Source organism: Chitinibacter fontanus (genome assembly GCF_013423785.1).
Lineage (GTDB): Bacteria > Pseudomonadota > Gammaproteobacteria > Burkholderiales > Chitinibacteraceae > Chitinibacter > Chitinibacter fontanus.
In genome coordinates this window covers 1,661,546-1,678,100 of record NZ_CP058952.1, presented here as the reverse complement: position 1 = coordinate 1,678,100, position 16,555 = coordinate 1,661,546, and the positions used below count along the sequence as shown (strand labels likewise).

The window sequence follows — 16,555 nt, the reverse complement described above, 5'->3', positions numbered from 1 at the left end:
AGTTTTGTCTGGTGACCATAGCGAGGTGGTCCCACTCCTTCCCATCCCGAACAGGACAGTGAAACGCCTCAGCGCCGATGATAGTGCGGATTGCCCGTGTGAAAGTAGGACATTGCCAGACTCCCTAAAGAGAAGCCCAGCTAGAAATAGCTGGGCTTTTTGCTGTGTGTTCTCGAAAATGAACTAGATATACCGATCTAGGTATTGTTCTTTAGGTTACTCCAGTAGTCCCATTTAAACAAATACCCCCTTGTTCATTAGTAATTTGTGCTTGTGGCGTAGAAAAAGAAAACACCTTAAGGCTTTTTCCTTGCTGTTTTGTCGTGCGCTTGCGGTTAAAATAGCGCCAATTCTTTCGATGATATGGATTTAAGCTGATGAGCACTGTACTGAATGTGGTGATTTTGGCGGCCGGTAAGGGTACGCGCATGTATTCAAGCTTGCCCAAGGTATTGCATAAGCTGGCAGGTAAACCATTGGTGCAGCATGTTATCGATACCGCGCGTCGTTTGGCGCCGGAAAAACTGGTGGTGGTGTATGGGTTTGGCGGTGAGAAATTGCAAGGAGCACTCGCGGGCCAAGAGTTGGGTTTTGCATTGCAGGCCGAACAGTTAGGTACTGGCCATGCTTTGGCACAGGCGGTTCCGCAGCTGAATGGTGATACCACATTAATGCTCTATGGTGATGTGCCCTTAACGCGCCTGACAACCTTGCAACAATTATTGGCCGCGTGTGAAGGCGGTAAACTCGGGATCTTGACCGATGTTTTAGCAGATGCAAGCGGCTATGGGCGTATCGTGCGCAACGCGCAGGGCCAAGTCACGCATATTGTAGAGCAGAAAGACTGCACACCTGAAGAAGCGGCAATTCGCGAAATGAACACCGGCATTTTGGTATTGCCGACGGCCAAATTGCAGGGCTGGTTGTCTGAGCTGAAAAACGACAATGCACAAGGTGAATACTACGCGACCGATTTAATTGCCTTAGCGGTTCGTGATGGGATCGAGATTGCCACGGTACACCCAAAAGATCATTGGGAAGCTGAAGGCATTAATAATAAGCTGCAACTGGCCGCGCTCGAGCGAATTAATCAACAAGAAATTGCTAAATCTTTACTCACTGCGGGTGTGGGATTGGCCGACCCCGCGCGCATTGATGTGCGTGGTAAGGTGACACATGGTCAGGATGTCTATATCGATGTCAATTGTGTTTTGGAAGGCGAGGTGACGCTGGGTAAAGGCGTTAGCATTGGTGCGAATTGCTATCTGAAAAATGTAACGATCGCCGATGGTGCAGTCATTCATCCGTTCTGCCATTTGGAAGATGCGATTGTTGGTGCTGGTAGCTTAATTGGCCCCTACGCGCGTTTGCGCCCTGGCGCCGAATTGGCCGCCGAGGTGCATATCGGCAATTTTGTTGAAGTGAAAAAATCGACAATTGCCCAAGGTAGTAAGGTGAATCACCTCACTTATATCGGCGATACGACAATGGGTTCTGGCGTCAATGTCGGTGCTGGCACGATTACCGCTAATTACGATGGCGTGAATAAATTCCGTACCGTGATTGAAGATAATGTGCGGATTGGCTCAAATAATGTGCTGGTTGCGCCAGTGACCATTGGCGCAGGTGCAACGACAGGAGCAGGTTCGGTAATTAGCAAGAATGCCCCTGCTGGTGAATTGACTGTGGCCAGGGCCAAGCAAGTGACGATTGCTGGGTGGCAGCGCCCAGTTAAAAAATAAGCTATCAGCGATTCATTTTCCGAGAACCCGGCCTTTGGTCGGGTTTTTTGCTTTCTTAAGTTGAAAAAAATCAACTCCTGTTTAATCGCCTATCAAATTACATGGTTTATCAGTAATATGTTTTCTTCACCTATTTGTTGAGTTTTGATAATGAAACACTTACCACTCACCTTACTTGCAGTTTCTGTCTCTCTGGCCCTGTTAGCTTGTGGCGGAGGTGGTGGCGGTGGTGGCTCTGCAACGCCGACGGCTGCACCTAGTTATACGCCACCGCCAGCAGATGCCGTTTCTGCAGATCCAACAATTCCAGCCCCGCAGGCAATCACACTACAGTCTGGTTCTTTGCTCATTAGTGAAATCTCGAATAGTGGCTGGATTGAGATCTACAACACAACAGATTTCCCAATTGATGTAAGTCGCATGAAGGTGCGGACACGTGATACTTCTGGTTTGATTAGCGAGTTTGCACTACCTGCTGCAACCATCTTGCCCAAGGGTTATTTGGTGGTTGCTGCACGCCCATCGACTGATATTCAATCATCGAACCAAGTGGTGTTTGTTGGAACGACATCTTTGAAGCCAAACTGGGGCAGTAGTAATTCTGGCTTTGTGGAATTAACCATCCCGGGGCAAACCATCGACTTTGTGCGATTTGGTTCAGGTGAAACAACTGCGCCAACATCACCTTCTGAATGGGGGTCTGGCAATGCACCAGCACTTGATATTGGCAGCGATGTCGGCAGTACTTACGGCCACAGTATTGTCCGCCCTGCCAGCAGTATCAATTCTGATACCAATTTGGGTACAGATTGGCAACCCGCCAATTTTTCGACGCCATTTGGACCTAATGATGTACCGAGTGGTGCGCTGGATGCCGATAATGATGGTATCCCAGATAGTGCAGAGGTTGCGGGTGGTACATTCGCAGGCTTGGATTTATATGCCATGGGCGCTCGGGCTGGTCAGCGTGATATTTTCCTAGAAATTGACTACATGTCCGCAGCAGATGAAGGCGTGAAGCCACGCCCAGAAGCCTTGCAAAAAATAGTTGCAGCTTTTGCCGCAAAGGGTTTCAGTTTGCATATTGATGCTGGTGCCAATGTGGCTGGTTTCAATTTGGGGAATGCAAAATCAGTACTAGCTTACAATTCATGTTTAGACATGGGGAATCCGAAGTTGGGTTGTGCCGATGTCTATGCATTGAAAACCAATTCATTTGATTTGCGCCGTAGCCCGATTTTCCATTATGCAGTGATGGGTTATAAATCGGGGACCTATGCAGGTGCTGCTGGCCTTGGCGAAATTTCCGGTAATGACTTTTATGTTGCTTTGGGTGGATTGGGTTTATCTGCTAAATCTACGCTCGAGAAAAATTTCCTGATCAATACCCAAGCGGGCACGATCATGCATGAGTTGGGGCATAATCTGGGTCTGCGCCACGGTGGGTTTGAAGACCAGAATAGCAAACCCAATTACATCAGTGTGATGAACTATATGTACTCGCAAGCGGGGATTCCGCCTAATGTAACTGGTGTGAATGCGGGGCAACGCTGGTATATCAACAATAACTTGAAAGGTTTGGGTTTGTGCACCACTGAAGTGGAGGCCAACACGTGTTCAGATACCTTTATCCTCGATTATTCAAATGGGAACTCGCTTGCGCTGAATGAACAGAGCTTACTCGAGAGTGAATTACTGGGGCGTGGATCGACAGTGGCGGGGGCTTTTGTAGACTGGAATCGTGATGGTCTAAATACTACCAGTCGAATTAGCGCCAATATTGATTCACCAGATTCGACAGTGGTTTCAAGTGTGCCACTGCGCGATTATAACGATTGGGCCAATTTGATCTTACCATTCGCGCGTCAATTTAGCGGTCGTTTAGGTAAAACCCCAGGTTCGGGTACTGTTTATAACGACGTGCATTTCCTTAATGATCGTCAACCCGTTGCCAGCGAGCAACCAATGGTCAAACCAATGCCATGAGAGTACTCATAGGTATGCTGGTTTGTGCTTCTGCGCTGGTGCAAGCCCAAGAACTGCAAATTAGCGGTTCTTGGCTGCAAAAACAGCCGATAGAGCAGATTGCGCACTCTATATCCGCTTGGCATTTTAGCTCGGCCGAGCAGCAGTTAGTGCTGCAATCACCTCCGACCGGCTTTAAGGCGCCGCAAGTCGGTGATTGGTTAGAGGTGCAAATGCGGATGAACCCTGCTGGTATGATGCGCCGGCTGAGCTGGTCACACACCGCTGATGCTGAGCCATGGCTAGTGTTGGGTCACAATAGCCGCTTAAGCGATGCCGCCATGGGTGATTGGCGCTGGGAGGTTGCAAGTACCGGTGCTGTACCAGTGCTTGTTACCCCCACTCAGCGAATTGTGCTCCGCCTTAACCGGATGACCAAAGTAGGAGCTTGGTGTGTGTTGATTAGCGATATTCGCCTTGCTAAGCCAAGTACCGCCGAAGTGGCCAACGAATCAGAAACCCGCTTTGATTGGTGGGCACAGCGTGACGTGGCTTGCGTAGCATATCGACCAAATTCTTAGTGTTCCTGAACTCGCAGAGGAATGCAGACGAAGCAAACAACAACGGCAGCCTTGAGCTGTCGTTGTTGTTTTTATACCGTTCAGAAGAAAATATAACTGCATAGTGTTAAATACTACTAATTGGTAGTATATTTACTTAGCGGTAATTGTACGCGTCTGGATGGTTATAAAAAACGTCGGTATTTCCTTGCAACACTGGAGAATAATCATGATTACACTCAGTAAATGGTTGGTAATGATCGCTGCGAGTGCCGGGTTGGTGGCTTGTGGCGGTGGCAGCGACCCCGCGCCAGAGCAGGCACAGGTTCGCGTTATTCATGCATCACCTGATGCGCCTAATGTGGATGTTTATGCCGCGGGGGCTAAAGCATTAAGTAATGTGCCTTACAAAGCAGCTAGTGGTTTACTCACGGTGAATGCAGGTGATTTACCAGTCAAAGTCACCCCAACGGGTAGTGATACGGGTGTAATTAGCGCTACGCTGAAGTTGGCTAAAGATACGGTTACCACCGTAATTGCAGTGAACGAAGTCGCCAAAATCGAACCACTGGTAATTACCGAGAGCGCAATGAAACCTAGCGCAGGTAAGGCTCGTTTGCGGGTAGTACACGCCGCAGCAACAGCGCCTGCAGTTGATATCTATGTGACTGCACCAACTGCAGATTTGGCCACAACTACTGCAACTTTAAGCAATGTCGCATTCAAAGCGTTTTCTGATGGCTTAGAAGTACCAGCAGCAGATTATCGCGTACGGGTAACTGCTGCGGGTAGCAAAACCGTGGTATTTGATTCCGGTACTTTGCCAGTGCCAGCGGGAGCCGATTTGCTCGCGGTCGCAGTGCCACAAGCCAATGGTAGCTCGCCGATCAGTTTGCTACTGATTAGCCGCGATGCAACTGCCAATGTAACGCAGGTGGCTGATGTGAATGCCAAACTGCGAGTTGTGCATGCGTCACCTGATGCGCCAGCTGTGGATGTATTAGCCAATGGCAGCGCCATTTTGAGCAATGTGCCATTTTTTACCGCCTCTAACTACCTGACTGTTGAAGCCAAAAAATACACTGTGGCGCTCAATCTGGCAGGAACGAGTACTCAGGCACTCACGGCTGATTTAACTTTGGATAAGGCAACAAACTACACGGTATTTGCTACCGGCCTAGCTGCGGGAACGCCTGCACTGCAATACCTAGTTGCTAAAGATGATGCTAGCTTGCCACCTACTGGTCAGATCAAAGTGCGCGTGATTCATGCTTCACCAAATGCGCCAGCCGTTGACGTATATGCCAACGATGCGTTGGTGATGAGCAATGTCGCCTTCCCTGCTGCTGGTGATTACCTGAAAGTGCCTGCTGGTGATTATGTATTCAAACTGCGTGCGGCAGGTGCAGCAGCTAGCTCAGCGCCAGCCTTCACTTCAGGCACAGTAACGACCACTGCAGGCAAAATCTACACTGTGGTAGCGCGTGGCCTGTTGCCAAATACAACGGGTGATACCGCGAAAGACTTTACTTTGAGTGTCTTGAACGACAACTAAACTTAGTTTGTCGCCAAAACAAAAGCCGCATTAGCGGCTTTTGTTTTGTGTAGATGGCGGGGATCGTGGCTTTTAAATTCTAGGCAGCATCGTCGGCAGCCCATTTTTTTAGCGTGACATAATCAGTTTTGCCGGTGCCCAGCAGCGGAATCGCGGCTACAACGCGAATCTCGCGTGGCACCGCCAGTTCAGGTGCACCGATCTCGCGTGCTGCAGCCAATAAATGGTCGCGGCTTAGATCGGCTTGCGTGGTGAACAGTACAATCGCTTCACCCTTGGCCTCATCAGGGCGCGAGCTGGCCGAGTGCATAAAGTCGGGCGCTGCTTTGCGGGCAATGGTTTCGACGACTTCGAGCGAAATCATTTCACCGGCAATTTTGGCAAAGCGCTTGGCGCGGCCCTGAATCGTAATAAAGCCGTCGATATCCAGCTTCACAATATCGCCGGTGTCGTACCATGCCACGCCGTCTTCCTGCGGTAAGCTTTCGAGCTGGCCGGGATTTTCATAGCGCAAATAACCCTTCATTACGTTCGGGCCGCTAACCAAAAGCTGCCCGCCTTCTGGTACACCCGGGATGGGTATAAGCTTGTGGCGCATACCGGGAGTGAGTTGGCCGACAGTACCCAGTCTGCTAGCCATCGGTACATTCACCGCGACGACCGGCGCACATTCGGTGACGCCATAGCCCTCTAAAATCCGAATCCCGAATTTCTCGATATAGGTTCTGCGCACCGCTTCGCTGAGCTTTTCCGCGCCAGCCACCACATAGCGTAGGCGGCCAAAATCGTAAGGGTGGGCATATTTGGCGTAATTACCGAGGAAAGTGCTGGTACCAAATAGCACCGAGCAGCCACGGTCATAAACGATTTCTGGGATGATGCGGTAGTGTAGCGGCGTTGGGTAAAGGAAAATTGGCACGCCGGTCACCAGCGGCAAAATCGCGCAAGCAGTCAGGCCAAAGCTGTGGAACAGCGGTAGCGCGACCATGAATTTATCGCGCGGGGTAAAGTCAGCCAGTGCGCGGATTTGTGCCACATTGGCCAAAATCGAATTATGGCTGTGCACTACGCCCTTCGGTTTGCCCTCCGAGCCGGAGGTAAACAGGATCACCGCAGCATCATCCGGTGATTGTTTGATGGCAAAGCTACTTGGACGCAGCAGCCCGAGTAAAACCAGTAATTTATCGCCCAGCCCGATCAATGGGCGTAAATCTTCCAGATACAAGACCTGAATATTCGGTAGATTGTCGATCAAGCCTTCGAGCTTGCCTTTGGCGATAAAGGCGCGTGAAGTCACGATAGTTTTGATATTTGCCGCAATACATGCTGCCAGTATCCCTTCGCGACCCGCGCTGTAATTGAGCATGGCAGGGATACGTGCCCTAGCGCTTAGCGCAAAAAACAGCGCCAGCGTCGGCGTGGTATTGGGTAACAGCACGCCAACTGTTTCCTGTTGGGTGGAGATTTTATCCACAATGCGCGACAGGCCAAGGATTTTCTTAGTCAGACTGCCATAGCTTTCTTCGTGCTGCGAAATGTCTTCTACTACGCTAAACGTGCTGCCAAATGCAATTTGGGCATCCAGATAGGCGCGATAGAGGGTGCGCTCGGGGCGGGTAGCCACCAGCATTTCGAGCAAAATATCGCGCATTAGTTGGCCGGCTTTGCGGCGGCGCTCTTTGGCGCTAGGCAAATCCGGCATTGCAATGCTGCGCCGACCCAGCACTTGCAGGCTGATTTTTGGAAATAAAGTCTGTGGATAAATTCCACCTAGGCGGCTAAAGAAGGTGCGCGAAGCGCCAGAGATGCGCACCGGCACAATCGTTGCGCCCGTGCGCGCCGCCGCAAAGGCCGCGCCATCGTAGACTTTCATCAGCGAGCCGGTGGTGGTAATGCGCCCCTCAGGGAAAATAACGACCGGTTTGCCCGCTTCAAGCAAGCGAACCACTGCCTTGATTGCCAGTGGGTTGGTTGGATCGACTGCCAGAAAATCGGTTAGGCTGAGAAACAGCCGAAAGAACCAGTTTTCTGCCACCTTAGTGTGTACCACAAAGGTGGCATCAATCGGCAAATGGGCGGCCAAGAAAATCCCATCGAGAAAAGATTCGTGATTGGCCACAATCAGCGTGCGCGGATTGTGAAACACGCTGAAATCGCCCTTGATCGTGAGCCGGTATAGCACGCGGAACAAGGTTTTCATTGAGGTACGAAACAGAGTCTTGAGCATGGCATCTACTGTGGCTGTCAACTTGACGTCATATGTTAGCAATAAATGCATTTTCAATTGTACCTTTTCACTGTTTAGCCGCAAAAAAGCCCGCATTAGCCCGCGAGCCATTCAGCGGCTTAGGTATAATGATCAGTATCAAAAGCCGCAACGAATACTTATCCTAGGTATTGCTGTGCGAGTCTCAACAAATATGACCTTCAGGTGAATACATCATGGCAAAAATGCTAGACCAAGCGCTAACCGATGAAGAGCTCGATCAACTCGATCAGTTTTTGTACTCGGATGCCGTCGGTAAGGATGCAATGTCCTTGTCCATGTTGCATGGCTACCTCACCGCCATTTTGATTGGCCCCGCGCAAGTGATGCCCACCGAATGGATGGGACAGATTTGGGATAAACCCGAAGCGGTGATTTTTGCCTTGCCCGAAGCCGATGCGATGATCGATCTGGTGATGCGCCTCTACAATCAAATCGCCGATGAGCTGGCGCAAGACCCTCCGGTGTACGAGCCTTTGTTGTACTGGGAAGACGAAACCGAAGAACACTCCAGCATTGAAGAATGGAGCTTGGGTTTCTGTTTTGGCGCGGGCTTGGCCGAAGAAGAATGGCAGCCGCTGCTCGATGAAGAAGAAGGCCAGTTTATGTTTATGGCCATCATGAGTGGTTCGGACGACGAAATGCGCGCTGATATGGAGCGCGAAGGTATCAACCTCGTGCAACACGATAATGAAATCGCCGAGCAATTGCCGGAAATGGTGCTCGAAATCCGCGACTTCTTCCGCAATCGCCAAATCAGCGAAGGCAGCAAACACCGATTGCATTAAGCCAATCCCAAATCAAAAAGCCGTGTTACGACACGGCTTTTTTGTGGCTAGAGCTTCAAGTTGGTGGTACTAAGCGAGTTGGTCAGGGTAAGCTGCATTCAGACCGAGTGCCTGAGCGCAGTTGGCAATTTGCGCGTGGTCAGCGACTCGGCCGATCCAGCCCAAATACGCATCATCGCCAGTATCCCAGTGCCATAGTGCAAAACCTTGCTGCTGCAGTTGTTCGTGGGCTAGTAGCATAATCTGCCCCACTTCCAGCTCGTCTTCAGGATCGGCGCAGCCCCAGTCAAACTCGATATCGATATGCAGATTGCCGCACAGTGTATCGAGTACGTCGAGCATCGATTCAGTGTCTTTCCAATCGACGAAAAACACCAGCTCCCAATCGGCAGCTTCTTTAAAGCCATAATTAATCAGCTCATCATTCTGCTCTTCGTATTCTTCTTTATTGTCTTCGTCTTCGATAAAGGCTTTGAATTGGGCGCTGCAGCGCTGCGCAAGTTGGCTATTGCCATTGCTAATCAGGTCATACAACTCGCGGGCATTGCGTAAAATGCGTTGATGCTGCGTTTCCTGTGGGGCCGTTTCGCCCAGCGTGGCTGGCTGGTAACCCTTGTTAAGCTTTTCTGCTGTAGTTTTGTCGGCAGCTTTCAGCATGGCTTCAACGCTGTCGAAGTGCTGGGTTTTCGTTTGGCCATTGGCTCCGATGCGCCCATAGCGACTGATCAGCGTGCCGTCGTCATTGAGCGTCAGCTCGTAGAATTTGTGTTCGCCAGTGTTGGCGTTGGATAGCTCGAAATAGCGGGTTTGAATAATATTCATAGGTATTGTCGGGTATGATCTATTTTACAAGGGTTTGGTGGCTATACCATTATGGGTATATGGCTTGCAGCTATTTTTTCTCGGCGAGAACACCGTTGGAAATACTCCGCATGCGCGTTAACATTTCTGCAGACCAAGTTTAAGCTGACTTTATGTGTAGGATTGTGAGCTAAATCTCATGCGCGAGCTAGCTTGCAGGGTGAGCTTGATGCAATTGTCGCGTGTGAATAGTCACTGACAAATCAAACTGATGCCTGCGCGTGGCGTCTTGATCGGGTAAAATGGCGTTTTGATTTTGAATAACGGCGACGCTTCGCCGTGCAAGGATATTTATGAGCCTCAAGTGTGGCATCGTCGGCTTGCCGAATGTGGGTAAATCCACGCTGTTTAACGCTTTGACCAAAGCCGGTATCGAAGCGTCAAATTATCCGTTTTGTACGATTGAGCCGAATGTCGGTATCGTTGAGGTGCCTGATCAGCGCCTCGCGCAATTGGCTGCGATTATCAACCCGCAAAAAATCCAGCCAGCCATTGTTGAGTTTGTCGATATTGCAGGCTTGGTGGCGGGCGCTTCCAAAGGTGAAGGTCTGGGCAATCAGTTTCTGGCCAATATCCGTGAAACCGATGCGATTGTGAATGTGGTGCGTTGTTTTGAAAACGACAACATTATTCACGTGGCTGGCCGCGTAGATCCGATTGACGACATTATCGTGATCGGCACCGAACTGGCGCTGGCGGATATGAATACCGTTGAAAAAGCGATCCAGCGTGAAGGCAAAAAAGCGCGTTCAGGCGATAAAGAAGCATTGGCGCAAATCGCCGTGCTGGAAAAATTGCTGCCGCATTTGAACGATGGCAAACCAGCGCGTTCGGCTGGCCTGTCGGATGAAGAAAAGCTGGCGATCAAATCGCTGTGCCTGTTGACGATTAAACCCGCGATGTATGTCGCGAACGTCGCTGAAGATGGTTTCGAGAATAATCCGCTGCTCGACAAAGTAACTGCTCATGCCAACGCCGAAGGTGCGCCAGTGGTTGCGGTGTGCGCGGCGATTGAATCTGAAATCGCAGAGTTGGACGATGCGGATAAAGCCGAGTTTCTGGAATCAATCGGCCAAGCTGAGCCAGGCCTCAATCGCCTGATTCGCGTCGGCTATGATTTGCTGGGCTTGCAAACCTACTTTACAGCTGGTGTTAAAGAAGTGCGCGCGTGGACGATTCACAAGGGCGACACCGCGCCACAAGCTGCTGGCGTGATCCATACCGATTTCGAGCGCGGCTTTATCCGCGCGCAAACCATCGCGTTTGATGATTTCATCCAATACAAGGGTGAGCAAGGCGCGAAAGAAGCCGGCAAGATGCGTGCTGAGGGCAAGGAATACATCGTGAAAGATGGCGATGTATTGAATTTCTTGTTTAACGTGTAACTTTTGATCGCGCGCGATGCCCATATATACAGGGCGTCGTGCCCCGAAGTGACGGTGAGGCCGCCCTTTTTCTCTGCAACGAGGCAAGCGCTGTCATCTCACTTGTCATTCAGGTGTAACATTAACGTCATATTATCAAGGATTGAACGATGAGCCGCACTGTAAACTGTGTCAAACTGGGTCGTGAAGCGGAAGGCTTGGATTTTGCCCCTGTGCCGGGTGAGTTGGGCAAGAAAATCTACGACAACGTGTCCAAAGAAGCATGGCAAGCTTGGGTAAAACACCAGACCATGCTGATCAATGAAAACCGTCTGAGCCTAGCCGATCCAAGTGCGCGCAAATATTTGCAGCAACAATTGGAAAATTATTTCTGGGGTGCTGGTGCTGATTCGATTCAGGGCTTTGTACCGCAGTAATACAGTAATGAATCAGGCCGCATAATGCGGCCTGATGTGCTTCAAAAGCCCCATATTGCCCTTTCACTGGGGAGCGGGCTTCAATAATCAGTAGCATGGCTTGTGATGTGGTGCGTCTTGGCTTGGCCGACGTGCTGTGAACCGCCAATGTAATTTTGCTGCGCAGCCCCTTAGGTCTGCCTTGTCGATAAAAGCCAAATAAGAGCGATGTTATGACGTATAAACCTGCCGACAATCAACTCATGCTCAATCGCGAATTGGGTTTGCTGGAATTCAATCGTCGCGTATTGGCGCAAGCCGAAGATGCGCGTAATCCTTTGCTGGAGCGCTTGAAGTTTCTATGCATTGTGTCGAGCAACCTCGATGAATTTTTCGAGGTACGCATTGCGTGGTTAAAAGAAAATATGCGCCATAACCCAACGCGGCTATTGCCCGAAGGGCTGACGCCGCATCAGGCTTTTGATTTGGTGTGTATCGAGGCGCACGATTTGGTTGAACGCCAATATCGCATTTTGCGCGAAACGATTTTCCCTGCCATGGAAGAAGAAGGCATTTATTTCTTCCGCCGTAGCCTGTGGACTGATGCGCAGCGCGCATGGGTAAAAGATTATTTCTTCCGTGAGTTGATGCCGATTTTAACGCCGATTGGGCTTGATCCTTCGCATCCATTCCCGCGCTTATCGAATAAAATTTTAAACTTCGTGGTCGAGCTCGAGGGGCGTGATGCTTTTGGCCGCAACTCGGGTATTGCGATTGTGCAAGCGCCGCGTATTTTGCCGCGCTTTGTCAAAATGCCAGCCGAGATTGCAGGTACGGAACACGGCTTTGTGTTCTTGTCGTCGATTATGCATGCGCATATTGATGAGCTTTTTGCCGGTATGCATGTGCTGGGGTGCTACCAATTCCGCGTCACGCGCGATTCGGACGTGTCGGTCGACGATGAAGACATCAAAGACTTGCGCGCGGCGATTGAAGGCGAATTGTCACAGCGGCCATTCGGCGATGCGGTGCGACTCGAAGTGGCCGATAATTGCCCGAAACATGTGCAAGATTTTCTATCGCAGCAATTTGGTTTGACCGATGCTGATGTGTATCGCGTCAACGGCCCAGTGAATATGGTGCGCTTGATGCAAGTGCCCGATCAGGTTGAACGCCCTGATCTGAAATACCAGCCATTTATGCCGGGTATTCCACCCGAGCTACGCAATCAAAGCGATTATTTTGCCGCGATTCGTCATGGCGATATTTTATTGCACCACCCGTACCAGAGCTTCACGCCGGTGGTCGACTTCCTGCAGCAAGCTGCGCGTGACCCCGCTGTGGTGGCGATCAAGATGACGATTTACCGCACCGGTGCTGAGTCCATTTTGATGGATGCACTGCAAGAAGCGGCGGCGCGCGGTAAAGAAGTGACGGTGGTGGTCGAGCTGATGGCGCGTTTTGACGAAGAAGCCAATATCAATTGGGCTGCGAAACTCGAACGTGCAGGGGCGCACGTGGTGTATGGCGTGTATGGCTATAAAACGCACGCCAAAATGCTGCTGATTGTGCGCCGTGAAGAAGGCTTGCTAAAGCGTTATGCACACGTTGGCACGGGGAACTACCACCCACGTACCGCCAAGCTGTATACCGACTTTGGTCTGTTTACCGCCAATCGCGAAGTGACCAGCGATGTGAATGATGTGTTTATGCAGCTCACCGGTTTAGGTTTGGCAGGTGATCATCACCAACTATGGCAAGCGCCGTTTACCTTGCACAGCAATTTTATCGCCGCGATTGAGCGCGAAATCGTGCATGCCAAAGCGGGCAAAAAGGCCGTGATCATTGCCAAAATGAATGCGCTGCTGGAGCCAACGATTATCGATAAACTCTATGAAGCATCAGGCGCGGGCGTCACGATCCATCTGATCGTACGCGGTGTGTGTGCGTTGCGTCCGGGTTTGCCGGGGATTTCGGAAAACATCCGCGTGCGCTCGATTGTGGGCCGTTTCCTTGAGCATCATCGCGTGTATTACTTCTTTAACGATGGCGCAGAAGATGTTTACTTGTCGAGTGCCGACTGGATGGGACGTAATTTATTCCGCCGAATTGAGATTGCCTTCCCAGTGCTGAGCCCGAAAGTGAAACGTCGCGTGATTCGCGAGAGCTTAAGACCATTCTTGGTTGATAACACCCAAGCATGGGAAATGCTATCCGACGGACGTTATCGTCGCAAAGTCGCGCGTGGGGATAAGGTGCGTTCTGCGCAGGGCTTGATGCTGACAGATCTTACTGCTGGGACTCGTACCTAGCTTCAGTGAGGCCACCTTGGGTTTCAAGGTGGTATGAACCAATAAACTAGCTTTATATTGCTATATGGCCGCATACCCGCAGGGGTATGCGGCCATTTTATTGTTGGTCTTATTGCAATGAGTGAGAGTTAAAGCAAAAGATGTCAATAAATTGTAACAATTGGGTGGTAACTTACCCAGCAGCTTCAGTGTTTTTTATGATGAAGCTCGTAAGTATGCTGGGGTTATCCCCAGTTAGCATTACGTGTATCTAGCAAGATAATGTGGTACTAGGGTTAAATGGAGATGGAACCAATGACTGAGGCAAAGGCAATGAATACTCAAAAACCTACCCCGGCCGAGCTCAAGAAACAGCAAGAAAAACCGCTCGCTGAACGTCTAGCCGGTGAAAAGCCTTTTGATTGGATCAAATTAAAAGACGATGTCGCAACGAAATAAAAAAGGCTGCCAAATGGCAGCCTTTTTTGTGGGCACCGCATGCCGCAGATTATTTCATCGCGAGCGCTAAGCTGGCCCGATAGTGATGAGCTGCTTCTTCTTCCCGCTCCAGTTGAGTTAACAACTCAGCCAATTCAGCGTGACTGGTCGCGCTAGGATTAACCGCAATACTGGCTTCGAAATAGCTTTGTGCCTTACCCCATAATTCGCGCTTGCGGCACAAACGGCCCAACGCCAATAGTAATTGCTCATCACGCGGGTGAGATTTCAGCCAAGTTTCTGCCTGCTGCAATTGGGCCATTTGGTGGGGCAAATCGAGCTCTAGCTGACTGTAAATCGGCAGCAATTCACTATTCCAATCGGCTTCCAGCGCTTTTTCCAATGTTTCTTTGGCTTGTTCCGGCGCTTCTTGCGCGACATAGCTACGCGCTGCGGCGTATACCAGCTTCGGATTATGTTGCTCAGCGCTAGAGAGCTTTTTCCACCACTCTTTTAGCTCGACTGGCGTCATTGGGTGCTGCTTGAGCAATTGCAGTTGAGCTGCAATTCGAATATGGGCGGCTTGTTCGGTATCTAGTGCTTCAGCCTTGGTTAATTGCTCAACCAGTTTGAGTACTGCTTCCGGGTTTTGCTCACGCTGGCGCAAACGTAGTTCCAGCTTCATGGCATTGGTGAGTTTCGGTGCCAATTCACGTGCAGCGCTAATCGCTTGGTTGGCTTCGCTATAGCGGCGCTCATCCAGTAGTAACTCACCGGCGGTCATCAGCGTGGCCAAGTGTTGCTCACCAAGGCGTTGTTTGAGTTGCTGCAAAATCTTATCGCGCTGCTCAAAGTCACGAGTGGCGTGGGCTGCACGGGCTGCGAGTAAGCCATTTACTGCAAATGCATCATCTTCATGGCTGGCTTGCATGGCTTCGCTGGCGAGCCGTGCTGCGCGCTGAAAGCGGCCTTCAAAAAAAGCAATGCGGGCGTCGCGTTCCAATTTGACTGATGCTTCTTTGGCCTGATTGGCTTGGTAGCGTCGCACGCGCTGCGGCAAGCCAGCGACCTCAACGAACATTTGCAGTAATAAATAGAGCGCAATGATGCTAACGAGCAACAGCACAATAAATACGTTTAAGGAAATTTCCATCCGCCATGGCGGTAGAAAGATCAGCGCATAACCGGTATTTACTTGTGCAAATAAAGTCATGCCCACTGCAAGCGAGAAAATGGCAATTACCCACAACAAAAACTTCATGGTTTAACCCTTTCTGCAGTGGTTCGTGCGCTGCGCACCGCGGTGAGGCTAGCGCTTAAATCAGGTAATGCAACACGGATTTGTTGATCTTCCAATTGCTTGATCATTTGCAGCGCCCCTTGGGTGGCTGGCATTTGCACATCAAAATAATCATTCAGGTAGCGTTTGATGGCGGCCACATCGGTGCGGAAGGTTGCTTCATTGCGTTGTAAAATCGACGAGCGGGCACTTAGCAAACGCAGCTTGATATTTTCGCGCAGGAAAAATGCTTGTTCTGGGGTGAGCAAAGCCGCTTCTGGCTTATCCATACGGCGAATCTGAATTAGTTGCTTAAACTCGTGCCAGATTTCTAGCAAGAAGGCCTGTACTGGGCCATCATTTTGCGTGCTAGGGTGATGCTGCACGGGTTGATCGTGGCCTTCGTCAATCATCAACGGCAGCGTATCGACTTTGCTAATCAAGCTATCTAGCTTGGCGGTGACGCCCACCACATCCAGATAAGGCATCGCTTTGAGCGTATCCATATCGCGGGTGATGGCTTGGCGGACGCTAATGAGCTCTGGGCGATTCAGGCGTGATAGCTGCTGATCAATATTGCTCAAGCCAGTTAGCGCGAGATTCACATCGCCCGACAGCTGTAATTGCTGGCTGGCAAAGGTCAGCATTTGCTCTAGCTCGGCCAGCGTGTGTACTGACTCGGTACGCGTGAGCATGTCATACATGCCGGTTAGCGCTTCTTGGCGACTTTCAGATTCGGCCAGTTTATTGGCTTGTGTCTGCACCTGAACTTGTAATTGCTGCTGAATCTGTGCCATTTGGGCATGATTAGTGCGCAATTCCTGCTGCAGTTTATTACTATTGGCCAGTTGGCTAGCCAAATCAGCTTTGAGTTGCTCCATGGCATTTTGCTGGTAGAGCCATACCCCGCCGCTGGCTAGTATTGCCACCAAGGCCAGAACTAGTGCTGGTTGTGGTAAGGTACGCCGTGGGGGTACTTGCAGGGCTGCGGAGAATGAATCTTGAGCGTTTTCTTGGGTCATGGGCTTTA

13 protein-coding genes and 1 rRNA gene are annotated in these 16,555 nt (G+C 50.5%); 10 read left to right on the top strand and 4 right to left on the bottom strand.

Annotated elements, in window-relative coordinates:
• Nucleotides 1-7 precede the first annotated feature (7 nt).
• The 5 genes from rrf (at nucleotide 8) to HZU75_RS07690 (ending at nucleotide 5,822) form a co-directional block, all read left to right on the top strand.
• A 5S ribosomal RNA gene (gene rrf / locus HZU75_RS07710) occupies nucleotides 8-121 on the top strand.
• 256 nt (nucleotides 122-377) lie between these two features.
• Nucleotides 378-1,742 (top strand): bifunctional UDP-N-acetylglucosamine diphosphorylase/glucosamine-1-phosphate N-acetyltransferase GlmU, encoded by a 1,365-nt coding sequence (gene glmU, locus HZU75_RS07705; protein WP_228028234.1) that lies wholly within the window; start codon nucleotides 378-380, stop codon nucleotides 1,740-1,742.
• 150 nt (nucleotides 1,743-1,892) lie between these two features.
• On the top strand, nucleotides 1,893-3,728 hold the full coding sequence (locus HZU75_RS07700; protein ID WP_180308550.1) for a zinc-dependent metalloprotease family protein: 1,836 nt from the start codon (nucleotides 1,893-1,895) through the stop codon (nucleotides 3,726-3,728).
• Nucleotides 3,725-4,288: a hypothetical protein gene (locus HZU75_RS07695; protein ID WP_180308549.1), complete on the top strand. Its 564-nt coding sequence runs from the start codon at nucleotides 3,725-3,727 to the stop codon at nucleotides 4,286-4,288. The genes HZU75_RS07700 and HZU75_RS07695 overlap by 4 nt, the downstream gene beginning before the upstream one ends.
• Nucleotides 4,289-4,496: 208 nt before the next feature.
• Nucleotides 4,497-5,822 (top strand): DUF4397 domain-containing protein, encoded by a 1,326-nt coding sequence (locus tag HZU75_RS07690; protein WP_180308548.1) that lies wholly within the window; start codon nucleotides 4,497-4,499, stop codon nucleotides 5,820-5,822.
• A 79-nt stretch (nucleotides 5,823-5,901) separates the two neighbouring features.
• Here HZU75_RS07690 and aas read toward each other — a convergent pair whose 3' ends face one another.
• Entirely contained in the window at nucleotides 5,902-8,049 is a 2,148-nt protein-coding gene (aas, locus tag HZU75_RS07685; RefSeq protein WP_180308547.1) for a bifunctional acyl-ACP--phospholipid O-acyltransferase/long-chain-fatty-acid--ACP ligase, read from the bottom strand.
• Between the two features lie 215 nt (nucleotides 8,050-8,264).
• Between aas and HZU75_RS07680 the strand changes: the two genes are divergently transcribed.
• Nucleotides 8,265-8,876 (top strand): YecA/YgfB family protein, encoded by a 612-nt coding sequence (locus tag HZU75_RS07680; RefSeq protein WP_180308546.1) that lies wholly within the window; start codon nucleotides 8,265-8,267, stop codon nucleotides 8,874-8,876.
• Nucleotides 8,877-8,945: 69 nt separating this feature from the next.
• On the opposite strand, the gene HZU75_RS07675 is transcribed toward HZU75_RS07680, so the two are convergent.
• A complete protein-coding gene (locus HZU75_RS07675; protein WP_180308545.1) occupies nucleotides 8,946-9,698 on the bottom strand; it encodes a DUF6630 family protein in 753 nt (250 codons plus the stop codon).
• A 332-nt stretch (nucleotides 9,699-10,030) separates the two neighbouring features.
• Between HZU75_RS07675 and ychF the strand changes: the two genes are divergently transcribed.
• The 4 genes from ychF to HZU75_RS17390 all read left to right on the top strand — a co-directional run bounded on the left by ychF (nucleotide 10,031) and on the right by HZU75_RS17390 (nucleotide 14,267).
• Nucleotides 10,031-11,122, top strand: coding sequence for a redox-regulated ATPase YchF (gene ychF, locus HZU75_RS07670; protein WP_180308544.1), 1,092 nt, complete (start codon nucleotides 10,031-10,033; stop codon nucleotides 11,120-11,122).
• 149 nt (nucleotides 11,123-11,271) lie between these two features.
• Entirely contained in the window at nucleotides 11,272-11,538 is a 267-nt protein-coding gene (locus tag HZU75_RS07665) for an oxidative damage protection protein (protein ID WP_180308543.1), read from the top strand.
• Between the two features lie 212 nt (nucleotides 11,539-11,750).
• Entirely contained in the window at nucleotides 11,751-13,829 is a 2,079-nt protein-coding gene (gene ppk1 / locus HZU75_RS07660; protein WP_180308542.1) for a polyphosphate kinase 1, read from the top strand.
• A gap of 294 nt (nucleotides 13,830-14,123) precedes the next feature.
• On the top strand, nucleotides 14,124-14,267 hold the full coding sequence (locus HZU75_RS17390) for a hypothetical protein (protein WP_228028233.1): 144 nt from the start codon (nucleotides 14,124-14,126) through the stop codon (nucleotides 14,265-14,267).
• Between the two features lie 49 nt (nucleotides 14,268-14,316).
• Here the strand turns inward: HZU75_RS17390 and HZU75_RS07655 are convergent, their stop codons facing one another.
• Both HZU75_RS07655 and HZU75_RS07650 read right to left on the bottom strand, forming a co-directional pair.
• A complete protein-coding gene (locus tag HZU75_RS07655) occupies nucleotides 14,317-15,507 on the bottom strand; it encodes a heme biosynthesis HemY N-terminal domain-containing protein (protein WP_180308541.1) in 1,191 nt (396 codons plus the stop codon).
• The gene (locus HZU75_RS07650) at nucleotides 15,504-16,547 is read right to left on the bottom strand and encodes a uroporphyrinogen-III C-methyltransferase (protein ID WP_180308540.1); all 1,044 of its coding nucleotides are present in this window, start codon (nucleotides 16,545-16,547) and stop codon (nucleotides 15,504-15,506) included. Before HZU75_RS07650 ends, HZU75_RS07655 begins: the two co-directional genes overlap by 4 nt.
• Nucleotides 16,548-16,555: the final 8 nt, after the last annotated feature.

What these genes read in the sequence shown, in the direction of transcription:
- ppk1 (WP_180308542.1), top strand. Translation starts at nt 11,751, where the DNA reads ATGACGTATAAACCTGCCGACAATCAACTCATGCTCAATCGCGAATTG.
- glmU (WP_228028234.1), top strand. Translation starts at nt 378, where the DNA reads ATGAGCACTGTACTGAATGTGGTGATTTTGGCGGCCGGTAAGGGTACG.
- HZU75_RS07680 (WP_180308546.1), top strand. Translation starts at nt 8,265, where the DNA reads ATGGCAAAAATGCTAGACCAAGCGCTAACCGATGAAGAGCTCGATCAA.
- HZU75_RS07655 (WP_180308541.1), bottom strand. Translation starts at nt 15,507, where the DNA reads ATGAAGTTTTTGTTGTGGGTAATTGCCATTTTCTCGCTTGCAGTGGGC.
- ychF (WP_180308544.1), top strand. Translation starts at nt 10,031, where the DNA reads ATGAGCCTCAAGTGTGGCATCGTCGGCTTGCCGAATGTGGGTAAATCC.
- HZU75_RS07700 (WP_180308550.1), top strand. Translation starts at nt 1,893, where the DNA reads ATGAAACACTTACCACTCACCTTACTTGCAGTTTCTGTCTCTCTGGCC.
- HZU75_RS07665 (WP_180308543.1), top strand. Translation starts at nt 11,272, where the DNA reads ATGAGCCGCACTGTAAACTGTGTCAAACTGGGTCGTGAAGCGGAAGGC.
- HZU75_RS17390 (WP_228028233.1), top strand. Translation starts at nt 14,124, where the DNA reads ATGACTGAGGCAAAGGCAATGAATACTCAAAAACCTACCCCGGCCGAG.
- HZU75_RS07690 (WP_180308548.1), top strand. Translation starts at nt 4,497, where the DNA reads ATGATTACACTCAGTAAATGGTTGGTAATGATCGCTGCGAGTGCCGGG.
- HZU75_RS07675 (WP_180308545.1), bottom strand. Translation starts at nt 9,698, where the DNA reads ATGAATATTATTCAAACCCGCTATTTCGAGCTATCCAACGCCAACACT.
- HZU75_RS07695 (WP_180308549.1), top strand. Translation starts at nt 3,725, where the DNA reads ATGAGAGTACTCATAGGTATGCTGGTTTGTGCTTCTGCGCTGGTGCAA.
- HZU75_RS07650 (WP_180308540.1), bottom strand. Translation starts at nt 16,547, where the DNA reads ATGACCCAAGAAAACGCTCAAGATTCATTCTCCGCAGCCCTGCAAGTA.
- aas (WP_180308547.1), bottom strand. Translation starts at nt 8,049, where the DNA reads ATGCTCAAGACTCTGTTTCGTACCTCAATGAAAACCTTGTTCCGCGTG.